We start from the raw sequence: 23,854 nt of genomic DNA, 5'->3' as shown, positions 1-23,854 counted from the left end.
GATCAAAAATTTGTGGAAGGATGAATCCACCAATGAGCATTTATGATCCACAACTCGGACGAGTGACGATTGACTCCTCGAGCCCGAAACTTATTGCAGGCTTCGACTGGGCGAAGAGACAAGCGCTTGCCTATGTCTCGGACGGAAAGCCGGTCGGTAAATTTTACGAAGCCGCGCTGCCGGGCAGGGATGCCTTCTGCATGCGCGACTTAAGCCATCAGAGTGTCGGGGCTAACGTACTCGGTCTGCAGGACTATACAAAAAACATGCTGTTCAAGTTCGCGGAGGGCATTTCCGATTCTCGGGATTGGTGCACGTTCTGGGAGATCGACAAATACGATCGGCCAGCTCCGGTCGATTATACGGATGATTCCGACTTCTGGTATAACCTTCCCGCGAACTTCGACATGCTGGATTGCTGCTACAAGCAATACCTGTGGACGGGAGACCGCGATTACGTGGATCATCCGGTATTTCGGAATTTCTACGAGCGGACCGTCACCGATTACATCGATCGTTGGGACAAGGACAAGGACGGGTTTCCGGAGCATTACGCTTCTTACGGCCGAAGAGGTATCGCCTCCTACGTGGAAGACGGCCTTCATCCGCTTCTTGGAGGCGATGTGTTGGCGGCTCAATATGCGGCGTTCGGCGCCTATTCCCGTTTTCTCGCGATAAGTGGACAGGCGGCTCTGGCAGAGCTTTATGAGAATAAGGCGAAAGTCATCCGGGAGCTTTACAACCGTGAGTGGTGGAACGAAGAGAATGGCAGATTCAACGGTGCACTCATGCAGGATCGCCGGGGTTATCCTGGTTTCTACTACTCGGCTACCTACTTGCCGTTCTATTTCGATCTGGTAGAGCCGGGCGACAGAAAAAAACGCGCCTTAAGGGATGTTGTCCATCACGGCGGCTCGAATGTCGAGGAAAAGTCCCACTTGGCCGAGATTTTCTACAAACACGGCTTGAATCGGGAGGCCTATTCGGCCTTGCTGGAAATGATGGATCCGCAACTGAAGAGACGGGAATATCCCGAAGTAAGCTACAGCGTCATCGGAGCTATGTTCACGGGTGCGATGGGCTTGTCCGCAGACGCTCATCGTCAAAGCTTGGTCACCATGTCCCGCCTGACGGATACGATCGAATGGATCGAAGCGAAGAATATTCCCATAATGAGCGGACAAATCGATATTGCTCATGCGAACGGTCGCGAATCGACGTTAACGAACGGGACTGGGCGCACGATTCGGTGGGAGGCGCGATTCTCCGGTAGCCATAAGAAGTTATGTGTGAACGGAACCGATACGCCTGCGTCGATCGGAGGCGACGGGAATGGAGAATTCGTGAGTACGGCGGTAGTTGAGTTGAACCCGGGCGACCGGGCTACGGTAAAAATATAATCTAGCAACATAGAGGAGTTGGGGAAATCATATGTCCAAAATTACTTTTCTCGGTGCGGGAAGCACCATTTTCGCCAAAAACGTTTTAGGGGATTGCATGCTGTCGCCAGCGCTTCAGGATTTCGAGCTAGCGTTGTTCGATATTGACGAGGAACGTTTGAAAGATTCGGAGAACATCATACTGAACTTAAAACAAACGCTCGGCAGCAATTGTTCGGTTAAAGCCTATCGTAATCGTAAAGAAGCGCTTCACGGGGCCAAGTATGTCGTTAACGCGATCCAAGTCGGTGGATATGATCCGTGCACGATTACAGACTTCGAAATTCCGAAGAAATACGGCTTGCGGCAAACGATCGCTGATACCATCGGCATCGGCGGTATCTTCCGCAACCTGCGGACAATTCCGGTCATGCTTGATTTCGCAGAAGACATGAAGGAAGTTTGTCCCGACGCGTTGTTCTTGAACTATACGAATCCGATGGCCGTGTTGACGAACGTCATGAATACCTACGGTGGAATTAATACGGTAGGCTTGTGCCATAGCGTTCAAGTGTGCGTCCCGCACATTTTCGACCATCTGGGGATGGATCACGAGGGTGTGCAATGGAAAATCGCGGGCATCAACCATATGGCCTGGTTACTAGAAGTGACGAAAAACGGCGTCGATTTGTATCCGGAAATCAAACGACGGGCGGCGGAAAAGCAAAAGGAAAAGCACGACGACATGGTACGGTTCGAGCTGATGCAGAAGTTCGGATACTACATCACGGAATCGTCCGAGCATAACGCTGAATACCATCCGTATTTCATCAAACGGCAATATCCGGAGCTGATCGAGCGATTCAACATTCCGCTGGACGAATACCCTCGTCGGTGCGTTAACCAGATTGAGCGTTGGAAGACGATGCGGAACGAATTGATCGGGAACAAAAACCTATCGCACAAGCGGACGTCCGAGTATGCTTCCTATATTTTCGAAGCGATGGAGACGAACGTACCGATCAAAATCGGAGGCAATGTTATGAATACTGGCCTTATCACGAACTTGCCTAAGGAAGCCTGCGTGGAAGTGCCGTGCATAGTCGACTCGAGCGGAGTCACTCCGACATTCGTCGGGGATTTGCCACCGCAATGTGCCGCGTTGAACCGCACAAATATCAATACGCAATTGCTAACGATCGAAGCGGCGATGACGGGTAAGAAAGAACATATTTATCACGCAGCAATGCTCGATCCGCATACATCCGCGGAATTGTCTATGGACGAAATCGTTTCCTTATGCGACGACCTGATCGAAGCGCACGGCAATTGGCTACCTGAATTTAATTGAGCGTAAAGTTCCGCTTATCAAATATCGACATGTTGTCGCGTCTGTCACTTTGCGTCGTCTTGTTGTCGACCGGGATGACGTTGGTCTGGCCGATCAACATCGTGTACATGCACGATGCATTCGGGCGGACAGCTTCTGCGGCGGGTTTGGTGCTTCTTTTCAATAGTGGCGCGTCTTTCGTCGGCAATGTACTCGGAGGGTTTATCTATGACCGCTGGGGCGGCAAAACGACGGTATATGCGGGAATTGTTGGTTCTGCCTGCATCGTCACGGCCATGGGGATCGTTCGTGACTTTTATGGTTACGCTGCTTTGCTGACTCTGCTCGGATTTTTCGGCGGTCTCGTCTATCCGGTTATCAATGCTGTTGCGGTTGCCAGCAGCCCGGGAGACGAACTGAAAGCTGTCAATCGGATATTCGTGTCGCATAATATCGGCATGGCATTGGGTGCGTCGTTAGGCGGCTTGATCGCCGATATGTCCATCCAGGCTTTGTTCTTCGGGAATGCATTGCTGTACGCTTTGTTTCTGGTCGTGTTCGCCGCGTTTATCCGTGAGCCGATCACGCCGGGGCAAGCCGCGCGTTCGAATCGGAGCGGAGATGGCAGGGAGGTCGCGCACGGGAGCAAGTTTATCGTCATCATATGCATCGCCTTTGCCATATCGTGGCTTTGCTACAGTCAGTGGGCCGCAATCGTGCCGCTGCATTCGCAGGCAAATGGTATCTCCTTTCGTTCGTACAGCATGTTATGGACGATTAACGGCGCACTCATCATGCTTTCCCACCCGGTGAAAATGAGATTATTAATCCGGTATTCCGTTACCGCGAGAGGGCAGGTTGTTATCGGCTCGATGCTGTTCGGACTGGGCTTGTTGGCCGTCGGATTGTCCGTCCATTACAGCCAGTTTGTCGTCGCTATGATCGTCATGACACTCGGGGAAATTCTTGTTTTCCCGTCAGTACCGGCTTGGGCGCTGGAGAAGGCGGGCCCTGGGGCAAGAGGCAGAGTCATGGGCTGGGTAGCGGCTTCTTCTACGGCGGGCAGGATGGCTGGACCGTTTATTGGTGGTATCCTATACGAAAACATTGGCGGTAAAGGCATGTTTGCGATCATGGCGGTCGTCTGCGTCGCGGCTATCAGCTTGTATTTGATCGCCGACAAGCTGTCCGATGTGCAAAGGGTACGGACAGCTTCCGAATAATGCGAATAACTCATGCGGCAAGAGATCCCCGCTCCCTCACGGGAAGGGGATCTTTTTCACACGTTTCGACAGTTACTTCAAGGGTTATACTGGTGGGAATGCTAACGAATCGTACGGGTTCGTCGCATATAATATTGATGGGAGCGGTCAGCAGCAAACCGCAAGGAATCGCCTTAATGAATAACGTAGCATTCATCTCCGATCGTTAGCTCAAGCGTTCCCTCCGCCATCATCAAGAACTCTTCCACGACGTCATGATGGGCATCCGATCAGTGAACGCTTTCCGGATCCATCACCACGGAATAAATCTCCAAATGAGGTTGGGGATCGAAAGGGAACAAGGGATATGAACGGAATTTACCGTCGTCGGAAGCGAGCGGCACGATGTCGGATTGACGAATGACGGCAACTTCGGGGTGCGATTCGTTGATCAGGCGTAGCCTATTGGCTTTTTCCATATCGTCGAAATGTAAGGGCTGGACTCGCCTTATTTCGGAAGTGATCACAATTGCTTAAACCCGAGCAAAAAGTATATTGAACAAAAAGAAGAAGGGGTGATGGGAATGAGCAGTAAAATTCTAATGACGTTTCTTCAGAACGGTCTATCCGAATTGAAGAGCAAAGGTTTATATAACGAAATCGATCCCCTGGAGGGGCCGAACGGTCCTATCATTATGATCGGGGGCGTGAAGCGGATCAACCTATCCTCTAACAATTATCTTGGCCTTGCAACGGACGATAGGCTTATTGCTGCTGCCGTGAAGGCAACTGAGAAGTACGGTGCCGGATCAGGAGCCGTTCGAACCATCAACGGAACGTTCGACCTGCATGTGCGACTTGAAGAGAAGCTCGCCAAATTCAAGCACACGGAAGCTGCAATTGCTTACCAATCCGGTTTCAACTGTAATATGGCCGCCATCTCGGCCGTCATGGACCAACATGATGCGATTTTGTCCGATGAGCTGAATCATGCCTCCATCATCGATGGATGCCGCTTGTCCCGAGCGAAAATCATTCGCTATCGCCATTCTGACATGGAAGATTTACGCGCAAAGGCAGAGGAGGCTACCAGATCCGGTGCATACGGCAAGGTAATGGTGATCACGGATGGCGTGTTTTCAATGGATGGGGACATTGCGAAGTTGCCCGAGATTCAGCATATCGCTGAAGTATTCGACTTGATTACGTATGTCGACGATGCTCATGGCTCAGGGGTGCTGGGAGACGGAGCTGGGACGGTCAAACATTTCGGGTTATCTGATCGAATCGATTTTCAAATTGGGACATTATCCAAGGCAATCGGCGTGGCTGGCGGTTATGTGGCAGGGCGTCGCGATTTGATCGATTGGCTGAAAGTACGAAGCCGTCCGTTCCTGTTTTCTACTTCGCTCCCTCCGGCGGCGATAGGAGCTTGCATCGAGGCGATCGGTATTTTGGAGCGGAGTACGGAGTTGCAAGATCGTCTTTGGGCAAACGGAGACTATTTGAAGCAAGGGCTTATTAAGCTCGGTTACAACGTCGGAGCGAGCGAAACGCCGATCACCCCGTGTATTATCGGAGACGAAACGTTGACTCAAGCGTTCAGTAAGCGGCTGATGGAGGAAGGCGTCTATGCGAAAGCGATCGTGTTTCCGACAGTACCGAAGGGTACGGGACGCATTCGCAATATGCCAACAGCGGCGCATACAACGGATATGCTCAATGAGGCGTTAGCCGCATATGAACGGGTGGGACGCGAGATGAGCTTGATATGACAAGACTATCGGGAAAGGAGAGTTATGCAGTATGAAAAAGATCCTAGTAACCGGTGCCCTCGGGCAAATCGGATCTGAACTGGTGTGCCATTTGCGTCAACTTTATGGCGCGACTCAGGTGGTGGCAACGGATATTCGATTAAGTGATAATGCCGCGGTTCATTCGGGACCTTTTGAGCTGTTGGATGTCATGGACGGCGCGTCGATGCTGGAAATCGCGAAGGCGCATCAAGTCGATACGATCCTGCATCTGGCTGCTCTACTGTCCGCCACCGCCGAAGCCAAACCGCTTCTAGCTTGGAACCTTAACATGGGCGGATTAACCAATGCCCTAGAGGTCTCGCGGGAGCTAGGCTGTTCGTTCTTTGCACCGAGCTCGATCGGCGCGTTCGGGCCCGGCACGCCAAAAAAGGGAACGCCTCAAGATACCGTTCAGAGGCCGATAACGATGTACGGCGTGAGCAAAGTAGCAGGTGAACTGCTCTGCGACTATTATCATCAGAAGTATGGTGTTGATACGCGTAGTTTGCGGTTTCCCGGGTTGATATCGTACATGGCGCCTCCCGGGGGCGGAACGACGGACTATGTCGTCGATATGTACGTCGAAGCCCTTGCAAAGGGACAATATACTTCTTATATTGCAGCGGGCACCTTCCTAGATATGATGTATTTGCCGGACGCATTGGAGGCGATCGTGAAGTTGATGGAGGCGGACCCAGCGCGGCTTCAGCACCGCAATGCTTTTAACGTAACGGCCATGAGCGTAGATCCAGAGACAGTTGCAACGTCGATTCGGCGTTATATCCCTGGCTTCGTCCTGAACTACAATGTGGATCCGGTTCGTCAAGCGATCGCAGAGAGTTGGCCGAATTCGCTCGATTCGACCGCTGCAACGCAGGAGTGGGGGTTTTCTCCAGTATACGATTTAGGGGGCATGACCAAAGACATGCTTGAAAACTTGAGCGGTCGTCTGACTTAGCATTTTGACCGCAGGAGTACGGTATCATCCAAAGGTACGAAGATGGGGCATTCCACCCAAGCAATACGATCACCCGCCAAGAAGCAATGGCAGTGATTACGAGCGATGAAGTGGACTGGACTTTACGCGAGCGTCAACAGAGCAGAGGCAGAATCCGCACTTGCCTCGTTTACAGATGGATCGGCGGTAGATGCGTGGGCGAAGCCAACTGTTGGCGCGGCGGTGAAGAGCGGTCTGGTAAAAGGTTCTGACATAGGACTGAAGCCAACAAGCCCCATCACGAGTGCGGAGACGGCGGCCATCGTACAGCGGATGCTGGAAAAGATCCAACTGATCGACGTGAGAAATTCCAAGTAAAAAGCAGCCTTGAGCGGGCCGTCCACAAGCGGAAATGAAGCTGAGGGACGGCCCTTGCTTTGGTATTAGAAGATTGTGGCAACCAACATCGGTTACAGAAGGAGGATGTTTCACGGTTAAGGTTAATGGTCGTAGACGATCAGTATTGATGAGGGTACTCATCAAAGGGCATGATCCACAGCAACGGGCATGAACTCGTAGGTGACGGTCACTAAGCCGTAAGGCTCTATGCTGGGGTTAATCTAAATCATCATGTAGTATTGAGAAGAACGGAGTTAGATTACAACGGTCCAACAAAAGAAGCATCGAAAACAGAGCTTATAGCTACTGTTTGTTCGGTGCTTTTTTTCTCTCATAACGAAATAGAGCTTGAAATAAGCTAAAATAAGAAATATTAACGAGAAACTTTCTCTTTTTAAATAGGGACTTCGCCTTTATTCTTAAATCGTAAGATGAATTGGGCAAGAAGAGGAGATCAACATCATTGAAACCAATCATTCAACTACTGCATTTTGGCTATCATCAGGCGATGAGCTGTATTTTTCCAGTTGTGATCTTTGGAACTTTAGCTCTCACAAGTGTAATAGATATACCTTTCATTTACCGTTATGATGCCATTCTACTGATACTACTTGGTGTGCAATACTTCATGTACCGCAGCGGATTAGAAACACTTGATGAAATCAAAGTCATCTGTGTATTTCACGTTATTGGTCTGATGCTGGAATTATATAAGGTATCGATGGGTTCATGGGCATATCCTGAGCCTGGGTATACTAAGTTGTTCGGTGTCCCACTTTATAGCGGTTTTATGTATGCAAGTGTAGCAAGCTTTATGTGTCAGGTATGGCGGAGATTGCGGATGGACATGACAGATTGGCCTGGGTTAATGCCTTCGGCGCTGCTTGGAGGGGCTATCTATTTAAACTTTTTCACACATCACTTTATTCCCGATTTTCGTTGGTGGCTGACGGCGCTTGTGTTTATCGTCTTCTGGAAGACACGGATTATATATCGGGTACGGACTACAACTTATCGGATGCATTTATCAGTTGCTTTTATCCTTGTAGGTTTTTTCATCTGGTTAGCGGAGAATATCGCCACATTCTTTGGTGCTTGGAAATACCCAGATCAGGAGCAAACCTGGCAGTTGGTGAGTTTCAGTAAGATCAGCTCTTGGTTCCTTCTGGTAATCATTAGCGTCATCATCGTGGCCCAGCTTAAACATGTTAAAGCTAGTCGAACACAGTGATTTAGCTTTCTTGTCCTGATTTGTTAAGGAGTCGAAATGCGGTTGGAGATAGACCGTAGTTTTTTTAAACAGTTTTGAAAAGTGGAATTCGTCATAAAAATGCAGGGCAGATGCGATTTTCTTCGCCGATAAACTTGTCGTATCGAGAGATACTTTTGCAGACTCTAGCTTTAGTTTTAACATATAGTTGCTGGGGGATAGGCCAGTTATGGAACGAAAACGGGTAAACCTCAGTCATTTTACCAGTTGCAACGATCTCACCGACGGGAAGCTGGAGAAAGTGGGTCATATCCAGGCTACTAAAGTCAAGAAAGTAGAACTTCCAATCATCATTTTGACATCTATAGTGAGACGGAATACCTTCCTGAACGAAAAAATATGAATCTGCATGTAGTTCATATTGGTTTGTTGATTGAGATAAGGTTCCTTTTCCTTTATAGGTGATAAACAAGCCGGGAGCATTGAATCCCTCTCCTTTACTGACTTGGTACGTGTCATTAGCTAGCACTTTCCAGATGGAAATAAAATTACAAAGTGGAATAGCCAACTGTTCCACTAGACCATAGGGATGTTCAAGTAGGACATTGTAATCCATCACCTCAAATAAGTTCTAAAATACATTGAAATAAGGAGACAATTCAAATATTTAATACATTTATTGTACAATTATACATGAAATAAATACAAAAGCCGCGAGGGCACTTTAAATAAAGAGAAGAATTACTCTGTATCCATTCTACTCGCAGCTTTAGCTGATTTAGTGATAAATTATTTAGTCTATTACAGCAGGAATAATACATTCTTTAATCAGAGTCCACCGATCTCTAGGATGAATAATGAATTCTGATGCTATAGCTACGACAAGGTCTTTCTCTGGAATGCAACAAATGATATTGCCGCCATCGCCTAGTGCGGAGTAAGTAAAAACACCATCCTCTTCGCGTAGCCACCATAGATAACCGTAATTATTGGAATTCATCGCTGTTGATGCATCAATCCATGTCTCCGAAATCATATGATGATTATCCCAAAGGCCACGGTTCAGATATAGAAATCCAAAACGTGCCATATCACGTGGATTTAATGTTAGACCCCAGCCTCCTGTGGAGTTACGGTTGGGGTCTTCAACCCATCCTTTCACATTTACTCCAAACAAATCATTAAACCCAAATGATTTCATCTCATAATCCGGGATTTCCTTCATGCCGATAGGTTTGAATAAACGCTCGTTGGCAAACTCACGGGCACTTTTTCCTGTGCAACGAGTGATGATAGCTGAAAGCATGTGCGCCCCTGCGGTGGAATATTTAAAAGCTCCAATGTTTCCTTGGTGGCCAAGTATGTCTAGCGTGTATTTGACCCAGTCAGACGCTATACACATTTGGTCCAGCGGTTCGTGCCAGTCCTCAAAAGCAAAGGGGGCTGTCATGGTGAGCAAATGCCGTATGGTGATTTCTTGTTTTTGCAGATTGGCAGCTGTATCGTCGGGAACATATTCGGGGAAAAAATCCAGCACCTTCTGATCTGCATTTTTGATATATCCAATATCTATGGCAATACCAATGAGGGCGGATATGATGCTTTTCGTTACAGAAGCCGCATGATGCATATCATTCGGGCCATAGCCATTAAAGTATTTTTCATAGGCTATATATCCATTTCTCACCACAACAATCCCGTTTATATTGCTATAGTCGGATTTAATCTTCGCTTCTAGTTCTGAAAGTTGTTCAGCGTCCATTCTCAAGGTTGCCGAATCTGACGTTTGCCAGTCTGTCGTGGGCCAGTAGTTTCTGTGCATATAGGTAACTCCTTTAATCAAATTTTTGTGTAGATATCAGTTTTGCTACGATCTTTTCTTAACAGGAAAATACACCTCAGTAACAAGATCCTCAGGAACAGTAGCTTGCGTGGGGTCCGTTAGATATATCTCATAGGGTGATTTCACCAATTCATATCCTTCATTTTCTATCCATTCTCTAAGCTTCGCATAAACCGAAGTCAATTCTGAATAGGGGCCCTTATAAACAGACTTCGCGCACAGTCCCACTGGTATTTCCCTCGTTTCTTTAACGATTTCCTCAATAGGTAGGGCAAACTCTGTATCATTCCCGGCAGGATTATATTCATGACTGTGATAAATTGTTATTGGCGTGCCAAGCAAGGTCAAACTTTCAGAAGCTATTTTTTCATACAGTCTGCTAAAATACATTCCATATCCAAGCTCATAGTCATCACTGCTCAACATCTGACGTGTAAAAAGAATATTCATCGGTTTGGTATCAACAAGTTGTACTTCTATCTTGTTTAGGTAGGACATCATAGATATACCATTCTCTAAATTTATAACATCACTATTGATTTGTTTTAGGGTATATTCATAAGCCCGTAGTTTCTCCTGTATTTCTCTTTTTTTGAGATTTAGGGCTGCGCAGAGCTTCTCTTCAGATTGATCTTGTTCCCATTCCAGAATGTCTTTGATTTCTTCCAGAGAGAAATAATATGATTTCAAACGGTTGATAAAGAGTATTTTTGTTAGTTGTTTGGTGGAGTAATACCTATATCCGTTCTCAGGATTAATCTCATCTGGATGAATTAATCCAATTTCATCATAATACCGCAGTGTTTTGGTCGAAACTTCGCATATCTTCGAGAATTCTCCAATGGATAGCAATAATCTCATCTCCATTTCTTAGTTTTTTTATCGATCTAAAAGCTTTATTTTCGAGGGTTTGTTCATTTCCACTATGCACCTTCCCCTAAGGGTAAAGTCAATAGCAAAACTAGTGTACCTATTCCAAGGTTACGATAATATTGGTGCATGCGGGTCAACACTGGATATACGATACAACTGAAGAAGAACCCCAAAACCACCTGTATGGTGATTTTAGGGTTCTTTTTTGTTTTATTTTTGCACAAGAATTCTGTAAATCAGCATAGCTGCTTCGGCACGTGTGGAATGGGTAGTTGGTATAAGCTGCTGCTGTGCATCTCCTGTAATGAGACCTGCTGCTACCAAAGCCGCAATATCAGGCTGAATTGGGGCAACGCATTGGCAAACGGTATATCGGTAGTGGACCGGTTATAACGGCAACATTTGCGGCTCAGAACGCGAGGTATATTAAAGTGGTGCAGACCGGGACAGCTACAAGTTGGTGGTCTGTGCGTGAAGTGAACTTGTATAACTAGATAGCAGCGAATTTCTCCGCTTAGATCGGAAAAGACCATCCCCGAAGTCATCTAGATAGTGATGATGACCGAAGGGATGGTTTTTGTTATAACGGTTGTTTCTTAATAAATTGGGTTAGATCATTTAAATATTGATTATCAACCAATTGTCGTGGGAACAAGACTGCGGTTAAAAAAGTTCTTAATGGGGATGCGGCATTCTTCTTCGATAGCATAGAGTGGTCAGCGTCAGGAAAATAAGAGACGGAGAGCAAGCTGGCAGGAATTTTTTCACGGTAAATACGTTCGGTTTCCTCAATATCTACATTGATATCTTGACCGCCAAGCACTAAATGGACAGGAGCGTTGAAGTAACTAAGTTCTTCAGTGGCATCAGACTGATAATTTTTGGCGATAAATCCCCATCTTTCCCTTGGAATCAAATCCTCGGATTGTGCAATATGCAAGTAATCTTCATAAGATGCTCGTTCGTTAAGTAATTGCAAGACTTGCGAGTTATAATGTTCATTCACTTTGATCTCATGTTCCGATAGGCCTTCTTGTTTCATTACTGCGCGGGTATTGTATTTACCTTGAGAAATCCAGTTAACGGCAGGCGATACAAGAATGCTGAACGCGAGATCAGGAACTTCTCTTACGATTTTGGGAATCACCCATCCGGCCTGACTTGCTCCCCACAAACCAATGGATTGCGTATCAATCATAGGTAAGGACTTCGCCCAGTTAATCGCAGATATAGTTTCCTGAGCACGATCTTCCATACTTTGCTCCAACCAGTTACCAGAGGAACCACCAATACCAGGCTTGTTAAGAGACAAGGAAGCATATCCGGCAGACGCGAACTTCTCCCACAAAGGTTTATATGCATCATCGTATGTGTCATTAATAGGGCCATCACCATGGACAAAAACTACTAGCCCGATGTTTCCAGAGTATTTTTCGGGCAGGATTAAAGTTCCAGTTAGATTACCCTGAGAAGTTTCGATTTCTATCTTTTGCTCAGTCATCGCATATGAATGCTGCTTTAATACGAACAAGAATCCTGCAACTACTAGACCAGTGATTATCCATGTGGTTAATTTAATATATTTTTTCATTCATTGAACTCCTAGGGTGTAGCGGTGCTCTCCATGTCATGTAATGCCAAATAGGCTCTTTAAAAAGTAGGCGTCTAATCCCGTTATAGTTAGATTGTTCGATATCAAAGTCCATCTGCTGGTACATGTTAATGGCTCGTTTATTGTTGTCAGCAACATGTAGCGTTAATTTGTCAATTTCGGAACGATTGTTTGCAAAATCTATTGCCCAACTAAGCAACTGCTTGCCAATTCCCTTATTGCGGTGGCTTGATCGAACAGCCAAGTGCTCTACATAACATTCATTTGCCTCAGGCTGATAATTCAAAAAATATAACCCAACCATAAACTTGCATACATTTAGGTATCCAAACTGCTTAAATAACTGCGAAAAGGAGATCGGGTGAGACGATTTTAATTTAATTCTGTCTGAGGATCGGTTGTCTTTCCACTTTAAGCTGAGCGTACCGACAACTTCTCCATTTTCTTTGGCGACGATTTGTTGTGTTGTTGCGGACTTAGGATCTTGCTCCCAGAGCCCAATGAGTAGGTTAGCAATATCATCGTCTTCTAGAGGAACAAGAGTTTGGAACTTTCCTTGAAATGAATTTACTAAAAGTCTACTTACAGTTATATGGTCTTGTTCATGGAAAGGATCAATGGTGATCGAGTTCAGACTTATCATGCTACACCTTCCGGGTTAGGATTGATTTTAATTTGTATTTCATAATGAAGCTTGTCATTGTTGAACATGGATAGATAGGATTTTTCCAAAATGATCAATTGCCCCTGTGTTGTGTAGTGATGTTGTGTTAAATAGAGTTCCAGCTCAGCAATCTCATGTTCAATGTCCTGATCATCCGTCACGAAAAATGATTTATAAAGGTAGCTACCTTTTTCTAGAATGATGTCCGGTGAGTGAGTGGTTTCAAAACATAATGTTGCTTTCTTCGAATCGTACAAATAATGCAGATCCGTTTCAAACAAATGAGACAGTTGCGGCTTTTTTTCATACAGACTTCGAGCGGTAAGTGTCGTATTTTCTTCGAGTTCTATCCACTTTTTTAGATGACGAGTGTCCACATGTTTAATGTGATAATTGCCCTCCAGGTTGTTCCAATCTTCATGCTCTTTCAGTACCTTTTGTATAAACTGCTGTAACATAATAAGCTGGTTTATTTCAGTGGTTACCTTGCTTAACGATTGCACCAAAAGCTGATGATAGTCATTTGTGGTGAAGCTATTCAAACTTTTGTTAATCGTGCTGACAGGCACGTTCAATTTGCGGAGTAATAAGATTTGGGCCAACTGATATATTTCATCGATGCCGTACATCCGGTACTGATTATTGTCTGTATAGGCTGGGTATAGAATCTCTTTTTCTTCAAAATATCGTATTTGGTGTACGGACACATTCATAAGCTTTGAAAGTTCACCAATCGTAATGTAATGATTCAATGGCGGTGCTCCTCACTGTAAGTTATTTGTTGAATTAACTATAAACCTTAGGTCTGACCTAAGGTCAAGTGTAGATTAACAGTCAGGCTCAATGCCAAAACACCTTTTTATTCTAAATGTCCTTAGACCGAGGTAATATATGTAGCGGATTACGGTGGTCTTTTTTATTCTTACTGTTGTTTGTATTTATCTTTCTTATGAACATTTTGAATTCGGATGACGCTTGGGTGGGCGACCCAATATTTGAAAGTAACTTAGCCAAGATATTCGTTTATTGCCGCCTCTTTAGGCGGTTTTATTGTGATTGATAAACCATATTGGGATACCAGATGAACGTAACGGACCGTAGAGCGCCCCTACAAAAGTCAGACTTAATTTAAAATCGCGGCACATAGGATACGTTGAAAAGAGGCGAAATCAAATGGGATTGAATCCAATTATTAATGATGTATTTCAGGCAGGACAATCAGGGGATGCTTTGCGACTTAATGAAATCCTGGAAGCTCATCCGAGTCTAGTAAATACGGAAAATAACGACGGTCTTACGCTTTTGGGATATGCAGCTCATTTTAGTAAAAAGGCAGTGGTGCAGGTATTGTTAGACAATGGTGCACAGACCAATATTTTTGATAGTGATGGACATACTGCCTTGCATTCTGCAGCTTTTCATGCTGATAATGTGGAGATGATCCGCTTGTTGATCGAACATGGAGCTGATATCCATGCTAAAATTGAAGGTGGTGAATCAGCATTAGCTGTGGCCATCCAACAAGGAAACCATAACGTTAAGGAATTTCTTATTGAAAAAGGAGCAATTTAGAATGGAAATCACAATAAACCGCAAAGACAATTCAACAGTAGCTTTGATCTCCGGCGAGGGTATCGTAATTCATAATGTAAATGATGCTTTGGATCTAATGGCAAACGTGAAATATCAAGAATTCGATAAAATGCTTTTAAGAAAAGAACAAATCACTGATGATTTTTTTGAGCTAAAGACGGGAATTGCCGGAGAGATTCTTCAGAAATATACAAACTACCAGATGCGAGTGGCTATTGTAGGAGAATTTACTGGCTATAATAGTAAAAGTCTGAATGATTTTATTTACGAATGCAATCAAGGGGATAAAATCCTATTCAAAGGTTCAGTAGAAGAGGCTTTGACAGCCCTGCATCAAAGTGAAACGTGAACTTGAAACTGAGAGGTGACTTATTATGGAAGGTAAAATTTCGTATGAATCGATCGATGACTATATTTCCAAGTTTCCACCTGAAATTCAGGAAATCCTTAGTACATTAAGAAGAGTTATAAAAGAAGCGGCACCTGAAGCAAAGGAAAAGATTAGTTATCAGATGCCTACTTTTGCACTGCACGGAAATCTGGTTCATTTTGCTGCTTTCAAAAACCATATTGGATTTTATCCAACCCCTAATGGGATTGATGCTTTTAAAGAAGAATTGTCAGGCTATAAAGGAGCAAAAGGATCCATTCAATTCCCTATTGATCAGCCGATGCCTTATGAATTAATTAGTAAGATCGTTAAATATAGAGTGGCTGAGAATATCAAAAAAGCAGAAGATAAGCGCCGAAGTAAATAGTATCTCTGAGGTGGCTAGTTTTTTAGGAAGTACAGGTGCTTCAACGATCGCTGGGAACTCCTGATAGTTGAACAGAAGGTTTTCGTGAATGCCGATGATTATCTTACATTAACAATAGCATACTTATACCATGAAGCTATCCATTATTTAGTATTACTATATTCGTGTACCGAATTATTCCTTAGCGCCTGCACATAAATCGACATGACCAAGAAGCCTTGTCCCAAATTTACACTGCTCCCCATGTAAGTTGATGAATATGGGCTTTTCAAGAATGTTTTTTATTTATATAGTATGGATGACATTGAGTAAAAAGGCTGTTTTAGCTCAATGTGAGCATTTCTGCGAATTCGTTCGGAAATTCCAAGCTCGGGTTGAATAGCTTCAATCCTTGCTGCAATAGCTTCATTATCAGAGAGCATATTTCTGCTAGCCAATTGAACTGATTTTTCAATGCCGATGCCCTGTAATATATAGTCTAAGGTGAACACACCCAATGTAGCAGAAGCCAAATCATGGACAAACCATAGATGTCCTAGAACCTCCTGATAAGGGCTTACCAGAGACTGGGCGATACCAATAAAATTCATGCTGTTATGCCGAACATCTGAACAACCGCTGTAGCATGCATTTAATATGAGGCGTCTTCCGGATTCTCTGGAAAATGAAAACTTTTGCAGTTCCCAAGCAGTTACAGTTTCTGTTGGGGAGACATAAATATAAGAATTCGGCGGGTTATTAAACTCAAATTGTCCATGAGTAATAATCCACAATAAATCATAGTCAGCATCCTGGTATTTTTCCAGAAAAAGCTCTTTGGTTAATTCCTCTCCGCTATAAATATCTATCTAAACATTATTCCGCCGCAATAAAATCTCCAAAGCCTCCAATTCAAATTGGGCAAAAGACATCCCCTCATCGTTTATCCAGATCATGGCCTTGTGAATAGCGGATGCAGGCTTAGTCTCATATCCACTTGTGATAAAGAAAGGGTTAGACAAATCAGCGGACAGTACAGAGATGATAGGTATGTTAAGCCACGTTGTCTCAATATACTCAAAAGAAATATCCTGCGGAATATCTGCGAAGTTCTCAATTAAAGAATCTATGTTGATGAATTCACGGATTTTTTTTATGTATTCTACCGAAGCGTCGACCTGCCGTTGTTGTTCCTCTAAAGCCCGTAGATCATAGTTCAACGCTTGCCTGGTGATGAGATGCCAACCTTCCTCAATTATATTTTTCAGATCAAGAATCTCATCAAGCGTTACCTCGCTCTGAAGTGGGATTATCTTAATCGTTTGATTATATTTCAGAATAATAATGACACCATTAGGACTTGGAAGGTTAGGTAGCAGCACACAAATATTCTTGTCTTCAACCGATTGGAAATCCGTATTTTCTGGTTTATAGGCATTCCAGTTATACGTTAGTGAGATCACGAAATCATAATTTCCTTTTTTCATAGATTCATATAATAAGTAAGTATACAGCTTCGAATTTTTTTGTTTGCACAAGTCAAACATCATTCGATCGCTGCTCATTTCATTTGCTATTCCTAAAAATTCCCACAGAATGTTCAAGGCCTGCTGCTCATTGAATGTTTCCGCGTAGCACGCATGGAGCAGAAGCATTTCATAATATCCTTCCCAATCGTAAGTTTCGCGTTCTTGCAGCGCCGCTTCAATCCAGGACTTTTCTTTTAATGTTTTTGCAAGTGCAGAGGCGATTAAGAATCTGTGATTAGGGTTCCTTTCTTGAGCATACCCATCTTTAAGAATAGAGATTACTCTCTCGATTTCAGGGGAGTAATCCAAATTTCCTGTATAATAAACTTCCAAATAATTGGCATAAAATTTAAGATCAAGCAAAGTTAATTCGGATTCCACTGCATAAATTTTGTACTGTTCGAAAGCTAAGCCGGCCTCATTATTAACATTGCCCAAGACGGATAATAATTTGAAGTGCGTATAGGCACGTCTTAGAAAAAACGAACGAACGAGCTCCGGATTAATTTTTCCAATGTCCAACAGAAAAAGGTCCATCTCTAATGTTCTGCTAAGTGTAGCTCGACCCTCACGTGTAACAAAATCAAAAGGGTGTACACATGGATCTTTGGATTTACTTAGAATGTTAAATGATTTTGCATATAATCCAACATTCTCCAAATATATGGAAAGGCTTGAATTTATGAAGGCAATCGTTAGGTGGGGAAAGCTTAATGAGTCTTTGCCGTCCGTACGGTTGTCTTCTTCCAATTGTAAAAGCTCATCGCTTAATCTTTCGACCATATTTATGGCGGAATTGTATTTTTATTCACGGAGAAAAACCAAGATTTGTTCTATTAAATCCGCGATCTCAAAGAAAGAAGTTACATCAATAGCACCACCCTTTAGTATCGAAATTAACTGGTTTATTCTCCCCTCTGTTTGCTCTGAAATTCCATCTAAAATTAACTCTTCTAGTATTTTTATAGTTCTACTGAAAATATTGATTCCACCTTTATTAACCAACGAATAATATAATCAAATTTATTTTGAAAGTAAGGCAGTTTTTTATATGAAGAACTTAACTCTAGCTACTTTGTAATAATATCACGGCTTATATGAGATTTTAAAAGAATCAAAGTTTACCGATTATATAATTGAAACCATAAAACAAGATTTAACTTAAATATACAAAAAAGCAATCCTTGCCTTGAGGCAGCAGGGATTGCTTTTTGTAGTTTATTCAGCATTTATTATTGGATTCAATGTGAGTTCGGTAGTTGTTGGACAGCTATTCTTAAAGCTCTTTATCATTAATGCTGTTCAACCATCCTTCAATATCCCCGATAACCGAGCTGATGCAGCCATCTTCAAAAGGCGAAGTCAGACCCGCAAGCTCAACCAGCTTAATAAAGGACTTGCTTCCTCCAGCTTGGCACAGCTCCAAATAATCGCTCCAAGCGGTTTTGAAATCTTCATTTGAACGTTTCCAGAACTGGAAGGCACATAGCTGTGCTAGTGTATAGTCAATGTAGTAGAACGGTGAGGCAAAGATATGGCCTTGTTTATGCCAGAAACCACCTTGTTCCAGATAAGTGTTACCTTCATAATTACGATGCGGTAAGTATTTCTTCTCGATTTCTCTCCAAGCCTGTTTGCGTTCGGTAGCGGTTGCTTCAGGGTTGCTATAAACAAAATGTTGGAATTCATCGACAGAAACACCGTAAGGAATAAACTGAAGGCTATCTGATAAATGATTGAAGCGGTATTTGTCCGCATCTTCCTCAAAGAACAAATCCATCCATGGCCAAGCAAAGAATTCCATACTCATAGAATGAATTTCACAGGCTTCGTAAGTTGGGAAAGCATATTCAGGTACGTTAATATTACGGCTTTCGTAAACCTGGAAGGCATGACCCACTTCATGAGTTAGGACATCAATATCCCCAGAGGTTCCGTTGAAATTCGAGAAAATAAAAGGGGCTTGGTATTGGCTGAAATAGGTGCAATATCCACCGCCTTGTTTTCCTTTTTTGCTTACTAGATCCACTAGATTATTCTCTAGCATAAAAGTAAAGAATTCATCCGTTTCAGGGGAGAGCTCTTTATACATCTTCTTTCCGTTAGCTACAATCCAGTCTGGATCTCCTTTAGGGGTAGCGTTCCCGGTCTTAAAGCTAAAGTTCTCGTCGAAATATTTCAATTCATCGAGACCCAGGCGTTCAGTCTGACGTTTCTTTAGCTGTTGGGATACAGGTACGATATATTCAAGAACTTGTTTGCGGAAATTAGCAACCATTTCAGCATTATAGTCGGTCCGCATCATTCGGTCATAACCTAGCTGAACAAAGTTGCTGTACCCAAGCTTTTTAGCTATGCGGTCACGGACCTTGACGAGCTCGTCATAGATACGGTCAAACTCAACCTCATGTTCGGACATAAAACCAAAACGAGCTTCTGAAGCACTTTTACGCATAGCACGGTCTGTAGACAATTCGAAAGGTGCGAGTTGAGGCAGTGTACGCTCTTCACCTTCAAAAAGAATCTTGGCAGATGCGATAAGCTGGGAGTATTCTGTTGAAAGTTTGTTCTCCAATTGTAAATCTTCAATGATTTCCGGACTAAATGTCCGCAGCGAAACTTCAGCAAGCTGGAGTAACTGAGCACCCCATTCCTTTTCAAACTCGGCTCTATATTTGGAATGTACGAGTGCTTTGTAGTAGTCGGTTATGTATTCCTGAACGACAGGCCCAATTTCGTCCATGAATTCTTGTTCGGCTTTGTAAAATTCATCCGTCGTGTTGATAGAATGGCGAACGCTAACCAATGTCTGCATGGTATCAAACTCATTGCGAAGCTTGTTAATGGCAGTGACGGAAGCTTTTTGTACCTCTAATGGTGATGTGTCGTTGAGATCTTTCAGCAGGTTGTTAAAGTCTTGCTTGAACTTCTCTACATCTGGCCGTTCGTAGCGGTAATCATCAAATTTCATAAACGAATCAACTTCCTTTCTATTCCATATAGTATCTATTATATATTCTGAACAGCCATTTACGATAGACCTGTGTAAGCTTTTTATGGTCGAAAAAAGAACAAATGAGCAAAAGTGTAAAAACTTGTTAAGAGAAATGCGGCTTGATATTATTTAAAAATAGAGTTGATTAATGCTGCAAACTACATTCGTATTTTTTTAGAGGAGGATTTATGTGTTCACGCAAACTTCCCGAGTATTGATCCATGCATCAGCGAAGAAGGTATGGGATGCAATTACAAAGCCAGAATTAGTTAAACAGTGGCAGTATGGGAGCGATCTACTTACAGATTGGCAAATCGGCAGCGAGATTCGTTTTCATAGTGAGTGGGATGGGAATGTCTACGAACAGTGGGGGAAAGTATTGGAATATGAACCCTATAAGTTGATCAAGTACACACTCTTTGCACCTCGTCCAGATTTGGAAGATAAGCCGGAAAATTACTTCATCATGAGCTATACACTGATTGAAGAAGGAAATGAAATTTTATTGATTATCGAACAGAATGATAATAGACCAGGGACAACCCATCAGGAATCTCAAGGTGAGGAAGGTCAGTCGATTTTAGCTGTACTTAAGGATGTGGCAGAGTCCGTATTCTAAGAAGATAACTGCTGTAACTAAAGCGAAGGGTGCCCCTGAATGGGACACCCTTTTTTCATGTATCAAATCCCGCCAACGTAATAATGAAATTCTGCTGTGATCTCAAAGCCAGCTCTAAGATATAGATTTAGAGCAAGTTCATTATCGGTGACGACGCCTAAGCGGATGTGTGTAAATGGATTGGAAACCAGAAGATCTACTGCATGTATTAGAATTTCCCGCCCAAGACCCTGCCCTTAAAAAAAAGAACGGTTGTAAGATTCTTTTTGAGGATGGTATTTATGGAGAATACGTAGTATTTGAAGAACAGGAATTAGAGGGGTGTACCTATTCCGAAGGAAGAATAGTCTGGAAGAAATCATTTTATGAGAATGAAAGTATCGTGAAGCCTATGAAGCAAGCTCCTAGCTTGAGATCAGAAACTATTGACCGTGAAGTGAATGAAGCGTTAACCAATTTATATGTGGGACTTGGCAGATACGCTAGAGGAGAAAAGTTATCTGCTACAAGGTTTGTTGAGGGGCATGCAGTGGACAGATTATTGTCGGAAACGCATTTACTCGAGTCAGAAGTGTATGGTTATCCCGACATTTTTGGAAACGATAGAAGGTTTGAGGCAATATATCTCAATTTTCGAATACTCTGGGTGAAATGTTACAGGGCTATAACAAAGTACCGGAATCTGCAATTAATATATTGAATTATTTGGATCAAATCTATCCAGTCAACGAAAGGATGTCCTCTGAAATTAGAAGGCTATCGGAGTTATGTTAGGCAAAAAGCTAAGGGAAAACACAAAAAAAACGCACATGAAAGGACAGGAATAACGCTGTCATATCTCAGCAATAGCTCAACCACTTAAATCCCATTAGGCCTTATTTATGGTGACACATGTGAAAATAACTTATGAGCACACTTAGCTTCTGAACTGAGGCGGACCGTATAGCCCTTATTGCCATACATTTGGTCAGAATAGGGGGGGCATTTGAACAAATAACTGCATCTGAGTCCAATAGGACGTCGAAATGACATGTTTTTTCAAAATAAGGACTCCTCAGTTCGAACCAACGATGCGAGAATGGAAAACCCGCAATAGGATATCTCAAAATAAGTCTCCCAAAAGGTTACCTTAAGGCAAAGACAATATTGGTATTTGATTAGTTTAACCTTTATCTCGGGATCAAATTTGCATGACCAAAACTCAATTTCCACAGATTTACTTGGAATTACCAACGGAGTGAAGACAGAAGTAGGGAATAGCTTGACCTTCCATTTTTAAAAGAAGATTTATGCAAGTCCACCCTGATAGATGAATAGAGCATTGATTCATTAAATCCGCGCTGGACGCGGATTTTTTGTTTTGGACTCGTTCTTTTTTATACTGTAAATATGAATAAAGTTTTGCGCTTATCTTTGTGACATTGATCACAATTACCATTTCTTATCTTTGTGAAAATAATAACTTTTCGTAAATGTCGAAATGAGGTTGACGAATGAAAATATCAGTCGTATGATTGACTCTACCGAGTATGCTAGTAATTAAAAGTAAGTTAATGAATATTATATAACAGTGGGAGGAATGAAAGTGGAATCATCAACATTTGTGCTTTTTGGCGCTACAGGAGATTTGGCAAAACGAAAAATTTATCCTGCACTATATAACCTCTTTTTAGATGGTCAAATTTCAGGTCCTCTCTCAGTGATTGGATTAGGAAGAAGAGAAGTTTCGAACGAAGCCTTCCGCAAGCAAGTCCTGCAATCTTTACAGACATTTTCTAGACAGCCGGCGGTTGATTCTCCGCAGTTGCAGATTTTCTTGGAGGCCTTTGAATATAGCGTTCTAGATGTGGGGAATACGGAAAATTATATGAAGCTTCTGGAGCATGTTAAGCGCCGCGAGCAATTGCTCAATATTCCTGAGAATCGGATGTTTTATTTATCGGTGGGTCCCGAGTTTTTCAAGGAAATCGCAGCCAATATTCACTCCAGCGGTCTGGGTTCCACGAAGGGCTGGAAGCGTCTGATTATTGAGAAGCCTTTTGGTACCGATTTGAAGACAGCAAGAGAGCTAAATGACAGCTTGAATGCTGTGTTTGCTGAAGAAGAGATCTTCCGGATTGACCATTTCCTAGGTAAACCGATGGTGCAGAATTTGGAAGTCCTGAAGTATTCTAATCCTGTGCTTAGAGCATTGTGGAAAAATCGATTTATCGCGAATGTTCAAATTACGGCGAGTGAGACTGTCGGCGTTGAAGAACGGGCAGGCTATTACGATAAAGCTGGCGCACTTCGTGATATGTTCCAGAACCATATGCTGCAATTGCTTATGATGATGGCGATGCAGCTTCCTAAAGGCAGTACACCTGAAGAAATCCGTGGTAAGAAAAGGTATGTTATGGAGCGCCTCATTCCACTTAGCAAAGACGAGGTTAATAAACATGTTGTCCGTGGACAATATGCAGAGGGTGAAATTAAAAGGGAATCTGTTGCAGGTTACTTGGATGAGCCAGGAATTAACCAATCTTCGCAAAATGAGACGTTTATCGCAGCGCGTTTATTTATAGATGATCCGCTTTGGAATGATGTACCTTTCTATATTCGTACCGGTAAGAGAATGAAGGAGAAATCCACACGTATCGTTATTGAGTTTAAAGAACCGTTTAATGATAGTAATAACATGAATAAAGGGAACGACGTACCGAATCTGCTTATTATCGAGATTGGTCCGAATGAAGCGATTACGCTTCAGTTGAATACGAAAGATCAGTTGCAAAAAGGTAAGCTCGAGCCTGTTCGCGCTACTTATGAAGCCGGCGCTTCAGATGTTCCGGAAGCTTATGAAAATCTGATTTTCGATGCGCTTCGTGGAGATGCTACCTTCTTCGCTCACTGGAGAGAAGTTGAACTGTCATGGCAGTGGGTTACACCTATCCAGGAGGTAATGGAAGAGGGGCTTATGCCACTTCACACGTATACATCAGGTTCTTATGGTCCAGATGCGGCGATGGAGCTTTTGGGGGAAGATCGCTGGTGGTTTGATGAGGCCGATCAGGAGACAGAAGTTCTCACTGTTCAGGCTGAAGTTGCAGCAACGCAGGAATCTATACGGCCAGGGGCGTAAGCCCCTGTCTGTTTT

At 43.3% G+C, this 23,854-nt stretch carries 25 protein-coding genes; 14 read left to right on the top strand and 11 right to left on the bottom strand.

The genetic code is table 11. The features are described 5' to 3' along the window. The first annotated feature begins 32 nt into the window (after positions 1–32). Genes MHH52_RS16320 through MHH52_RS16310 form a run of 3 tightly spaced genes read left to right on the top strand, consistent with a single transcriptional unit; the run spans position 33 to position 3,932 of the window. A complete protein-coding gene (locus MHH52_RS16320) occupies positions 33–1,400 on the top strand; it encodes a hypothetical protein (RefSeq protein WP_340003607.1) in 1,368 nt (455 codons plus the stop codon). A gap of 31 nt (positions 1,401–1,431) precedes the next feature. Further along, the gene (locus MHH52_RS16315; RefSeq protein WP_340003606.1) at positions 1,432–2,730 is read left to right on the top strand and encodes an alpha-glucosidase/alpha-galactosidase; all 1,299 of its coding nucleotides are present in this window, start codon (positions 1,432–1,434) and stop codon (positions 2,728–2,730) included. Positions 2,731–2,759: 29 nt separating this feature from the next. Then, a complete protein-coding gene (locus tag MHH52_RS16310; RefSeq protein WP_340009697.1) occupies positions 2,760–3,932 on the top strand; it encodes an MFS transporter in 1,173 nt (390 codons plus the stop codon). 269 nt (positions 3,933–4,201) lie between these two features. On the opposite strand, the gene MHH52_RS16305 is transcribed toward MHH52_RS16310, so the two are convergent. Continuing rightward, positions 4,202–4,390 carry a hypothetical protein gene (locus MHH52_RS16305; protein WP_340003605.1) on the bottom strand — a complete coding sequence of 63 codons (189 nt, stop codon included), beginning with the start codon at positions 4,388–4,390 and terminating at the stop codon, positions 4,202–4,204. Between the two features lie 105 nt (positions 4,391–4,495). Between MHH52_RS16305 and MHH52_RS16300 the strand changes: the two genes are divergently transcribed. The 4 genes from MHH52_RS16300 (at position 4,496) to MHH52_RS16285 (ending at position 8,274) form a co-directional block, all read left to right on the top strand. Next, positions 4,496–5,686 carry a glycine C-acetyltransferase gene (locus MHH52_RS16300; RefSeq protein ID WP_340003604.1) on the top strand — a complete coding sequence of 397 codons (1,191 nt, stop codon included), beginning with the start codon at positions 4,496–4,498 and terminating at the stop codon, positions 5,684–5,686. 31 nt (positions 5,687–5,717) lie between these two features. Continuing rightward, positions 5,718–6,665: an NAD-dependent epimerase/dehydratase family protein gene (locus MHH52_RS16295; RefSeq protein ID WP_340003603.1), complete on the top strand. Its 948-nt coding sequence runs from the start codon at positions 5,718–5,720 to the stop codon at positions 6,663–6,665. 105 nt (positions 6,666–6,770) lie between these two features. Then, positions 6,771–7,022, top strand: a complete 252-nt coding sequence (locus MHH52_RS16290) for an S-layer homology domain-containing protein (protein ID WP_340003602.1) — start codon at positions 6,771–6,773, stop codon at positions 7,020–7,022. Positions 7,023–7,506: 484 nt separating this feature from the next. Further along, positions 7,507–8,274, top strand: coding sequence for a DUF817 domain-containing protein (locus tag MHH52_RS16285; RefSeq protein ID WP_340003601.1), 768 nt, complete (start codon positions 7,507–7,509; stop codon positions 8,272–8,274). 91 nt (positions 8,275–8,365) lie between these two features. Here the strand turns inward: MHH52_RS16285 and MHH52_RS16280 are convergent, their stop codons facing one another. The 3 genes from MHH52_RS16280 to MHH52_RS16270 all read right to left on the bottom strand — a co-directional run bounded on the left by MHH52_RS16280 (position 8,366) and on the right by MHH52_RS16270 (position 10,948). Next, the gene (locus tag MHH52_RS16280; RefSeq protein ID WP_340003600.1) at positions 8,366–8,830 is read right to left on the bottom strand and encodes a hypothetical protein; all 465 of its coding nucleotides are present in this window, start codon (positions 8,828–8,830) and stop codon (positions 8,366–8,368) included. Between the two features lie 216 nt (positions 8,831–9,046). Further along, positions 9,047–10,075 (bottom strand): serine hydrolase, encoded by a 1,029-nt coding sequence (locus tag MHH52_RS16275; protein WP_340003599.1) that lies wholly within the window; start codon positions 10,073–10,075, stop codon positions 9,047–9,049. A 45-nt stretch (positions 10,076–10,120) separates the two neighbouring features. Beyond that, entirely contained in the window at positions 10,121–10,948 is an 828-nt protein-coding gene (locus MHH52_RS16270) for a MerR family transcriptional regulator (RefSeq protein ID WP_340009695.1), read from the bottom strand. A 365-nt stretch (positions 10,949–11,313) separates the two neighbouring features. Here MHH52_RS16270 and MHH52_RS16265 point away from each other — a divergent pair, with 365 nt between their 5' ends. Beyond that, on the top strand, positions 11,314–11,463 hold the full coding sequence (locus tag MHH52_RS16265; protein ID WP_340003598.1) for a hypothetical protein: 150 nt from the start codon (positions 11,314–11,316) through the stop codon (positions 11,461–11,463). Positions 11,464–11,549: 86 nt separating this feature from the next. Here MHH52_RS16265 and MHH52_RS16260 read toward each other — a convergent pair whose 3' ends face one another. The 3 genes from MHH52_RS16260 to MHH52_RS16250 are packed head-to-tail and all read right to left on the bottom strand — an operon-like array spanning position 11,550 to position 13,997. Then, positions 11,550–12,560 carry a CocE/NonD family hydrolase gene (locus MHH52_RS16260; RefSeq protein ID WP_340003597.1) on the bottom strand — a complete coding sequence of 337 codons (1,011 nt, stop codon included), beginning with the start codon at positions 12,558–12,560 and terminating at the stop codon, positions 11,550–11,552. After that, positions 12,544–13,224 (bottom strand): GNAT family N-acetyltransferase, encoded by a 681-nt coding sequence (locus MHH52_RS16255; RefSeq protein WP_340003596.1) that lies wholly within the window; start codon positions 13,222–13,224, stop codon positions 12,544–12,546. The genes MHH52_RS16260 and MHH52_RS16255 overlap by 17 nt, the downstream gene beginning before the upstream one ends. Then, positions 13,221–13,997, bottom strand: a complete 777-nt coding sequence (locus tag MHH52_RS16250; RefSeq protein WP_340003595.1) for a MerR family transcriptional regulator — start codon at positions 13,995–13,997, stop codon at positions 13,221–13,223. The genes MHH52_RS16255 and MHH52_RS16250 overlap by 4 nt, the downstream gene beginning before the upstream one ends. Before the next feature lie 421 nt (positions 13,998–14,418). Here MHH52_RS16250 and MHH52_RS16245 point away from each other — a divergent pair, with 421 nt between their 5' ends. The 3 genes from MHH52_RS16245 to MHH52_RS16235 are packed head-to-tail and all read left to right on the top strand — an operon-like array spanning position 14,419 to position 15,596. After that, positions 14,419–14,817: an ankyrin repeat domain-containing protein gene (locus MHH52_RS16245; RefSeq protein WP_340003594.1), complete on the top strand. Its 399-nt coding sequence runs from the start codon at positions 14,419–14,421 to the stop codon at positions 14,815–14,817. A gap of 1 nt (position 14,818) precedes the next feature. Next, complete coding sequence (locus MHH52_RS16240; RefSeq protein WP_340003593.1) at positions 14,819–15,187, top strand: DUF4180 domain-containing protein; 369 nt, start codon at positions 14,819–14,821, stop codon at positions 15,185–15,187. A 25-nt stretch (positions 15,188–15,212) separates the two neighbouring features. Further along, entirely contained in the window at positions 15,213–15,596 is a 384-nt protein-coding gene (locus tag MHH52_RS16235) for a DUF1801 domain-containing protein (protein ID WP_313637357.1), read from the top strand. Between the two features lie 281 nt (positions 15,597–15,877). Here MHH52_RS16235 and MHH52_RS16230 read toward each other — a convergent pair whose 3' ends face one another. The 4 genes from MHH52_RS16230 to MHH52_RS16215 all read right to left on the bottom strand — a co-directional run bounded on the left by MHH52_RS16230 (position 15,878) and on the right by MHH52_RS16215 (position 20,075). Then, the gene (locus MHH52_RS16230; protein ID WP_340009693.1) at positions 15,878–16,438 is read right to left on the bottom strand and encodes a CHAT domain-containing protein; all 561 of its coding nucleotides are present in this window, start codon (positions 16,436–16,438) and stop codon (positions 15,878–15,880) included. Between the two features lie 6 nt (positions 16,439–16,444). After that, entirely contained in the window at positions 16,445–17,887 is a 1,443-nt protein-coding gene (locus MHH52_RS16225) for a hypothetical protein (protein ID WP_340003592.1), read from the bottom strand. A 21-nt stretch (positions 17,888–17,908) separates the two neighbouring features. Continuing rightward, the gene (locus MHH52_RS16220) at positions 17,909–18,109 is read right to left on the bottom strand and encodes a hypothetical protein (RefSeq protein WP_340003591.1); all 201 of its coding nucleotides are present in this window, start codon (positions 18,107–18,109) and stop codon (positions 17,909–17,911) included. Between the two features lie 271 nt (positions 18,110–18,380). After that, positions 18,381–20,075 (bottom strand): M3 family oligoendopeptidase, encoded by a 1,695-nt coding sequence (locus MHH52_RS16215; protein ID WP_340003590.1) that lies wholly within the window; start codon positions 20,073–20,075, stop codon positions 18,381–18,383. A gap of 214 nt (positions 20,076–20,289) precedes the next feature. Between MHH52_RS16215 and MHH52_RS16210 the strand changes: the two genes are divergently transcribed. The 3 genes from MHH52_RS16210 to zwf all read left to right on the top strand — a co-directional run bounded on the left by MHH52_RS16210 (position 20,290) and on the right by zwf (position 23,839). Then, complete coding sequence (locus tag MHH52_RS16210) at positions 20,290–20,718, top strand: SRPBCC family protein (RefSeq protein WP_340003589.1); 429 nt, start codon at positions 20,290–20,292, stop codon at positions 20,716–20,718. Between the two features lie 175 nt (positions 20,719–20,893). Next, positions 20,894–21,418, top strand: coding sequence for a hypothetical protein (locus tag MHH52_RS16205; RefSeq protein WP_340003588.1), 525 nt, complete (start codon positions 20,894–20,896; stop codon positions 21,416–21,418). A gap of 885 nt (positions 21,419–22,303) precedes the next feature. Next, complete coding sequence (gene zwf, locus MHH52_RS16200) at positions 22,304–23,839, top strand: glucose-6-phosphate dehydrogenase (RefSeq protein WP_340003587.1); 1,536 nt, start codon at positions 22,304–22,306, stop codon at positions 23,837–23,839. Positions 23,840–23,854 lie beyond the last annotated feature (15 nt).

Origin of the sequence: Paenibacillus sp. FSL K6-0276 (assembly GCF_037977235.1) — a bacterium.
Lineage (GTDB): Bacteria > Bacillota > Bacilli > Paenibacillales > Paenibacillaceae > Paenibacillus_AQ.
The sequence above is the reverse complement of the archived record's forward strand: the minus strand, read 5'-3'. Positions and strand labels throughout refer to the sequence as shown.

Bases quoted from the DNA above. Each gene is read 5' to 3' on its own strand.
- MHH52_RS16205 (WP_340003588.1), top strand. From the start codon at position 20,894: ATGGATTGGAAACCAGAAGATCTACTGCATGTATTAGAATTTCCCGCC.
- MHH52_RS16290 (WP_340003602.1), top strand. From the start codon at position 6,771: ATGAAGTGGACTGGACTTTACGCGAGCGTCAACAGAGCAGAGGCAGAA.
- MHH52_RS16305 (WP_340003605.1), bottom strand. From the start codon at position 4,390: ATGGAAAAAGCCAATAGGCTACGCCTGATCAACGAATCGCACCCCGAA.
- MHH52_RS16245 (WP_340003594.1), top strand. From the start codon at position 14,419: ATGGGATTGAATCCAATTATTAATGATGTATTTCAGGCAGGACAATCA.
- MHH52_RS16255 (WP_340003596.1), bottom strand. From the start codon at position 13,224: ATGATAAGTCTGAACTCGATCACCATTGATCCTTTCCATGAACAAGAC.
- MHH52_RS16310 (WP_340009697.1), top strand. From the start codon at position 2,760: ATGTTGTCGCGTCTGTCACTTTGCGTCGTCTTGTTGTCGACCGGGATG.
- MHH52_RS16260 (WP_340003597.1), bottom strand. From the start codon at position 12,560: ATGAAAAAATATATTAAATTAACCACATGGATAATCACTGGTCTAGTA.
- MHH52_RS16240 (WP_340003593.1), top strand. From the start codon at position 14,819: ATGGAAATCACAATAAACCGCAAAGACAATTCAACAGTAGCTTTGATC.
- MHH52_RS16295 (WP_340003603.1), top strand. From the start codon at position 5,718: ATGAAAAAGATCCTAGTAACCGGTGCCCTCGGGCAAATCGGATCTGAA.
- MHH52_RS16320 (WP_340003607.1), top strand. From the start codon at position 33: ATGAGCATTTATGATCCACAACTCGGACGAGTGACGATTGACTCCTCG.
- MHH52_RS16315 (WP_340003606.1), top strand. From the start codon at position 1,432: ATGTCCAAAATTACTTTTCTCGGTGCGGGAAGCACCATTTTCGCCAAA.
- MHH52_RS16275 (WP_340003599.1), bottom strand. From the start codon at position 10,075: ATGCACAGAAACTACTGGCCCACGACAGACTGGCAAACGTCAGATTCG.
- MHH52_RS16300 (WP_340003604.1), top strand. From the start codon at position 4,496: ATGAGCAGTAAAATTCTAATGACGTTTCTTCAGAACGGTCTATCCGAA.
- MHH52_RS16235 (WP_313637357.1), top strand. From the start codon at position 15,213: ATGGAAGGTAAAATTTCGTATGAATCGATCGATGACTATATTTCCAAG.
- MHH52_RS16215 (WP_340003590.1), bottom strand. From the start codon at position 20,075: ATGAAATTTGATGATTACCGCTACGAACGGCCAGATGTAGAGAAGTTC.
- MHH52_RS16225 (WP_340003592.1), bottom strand. From the start codon at position 17,887: ATGGTCGAAAGATTAAGCGATGAGCTTTTACAATTGGAAGAAGACAAC.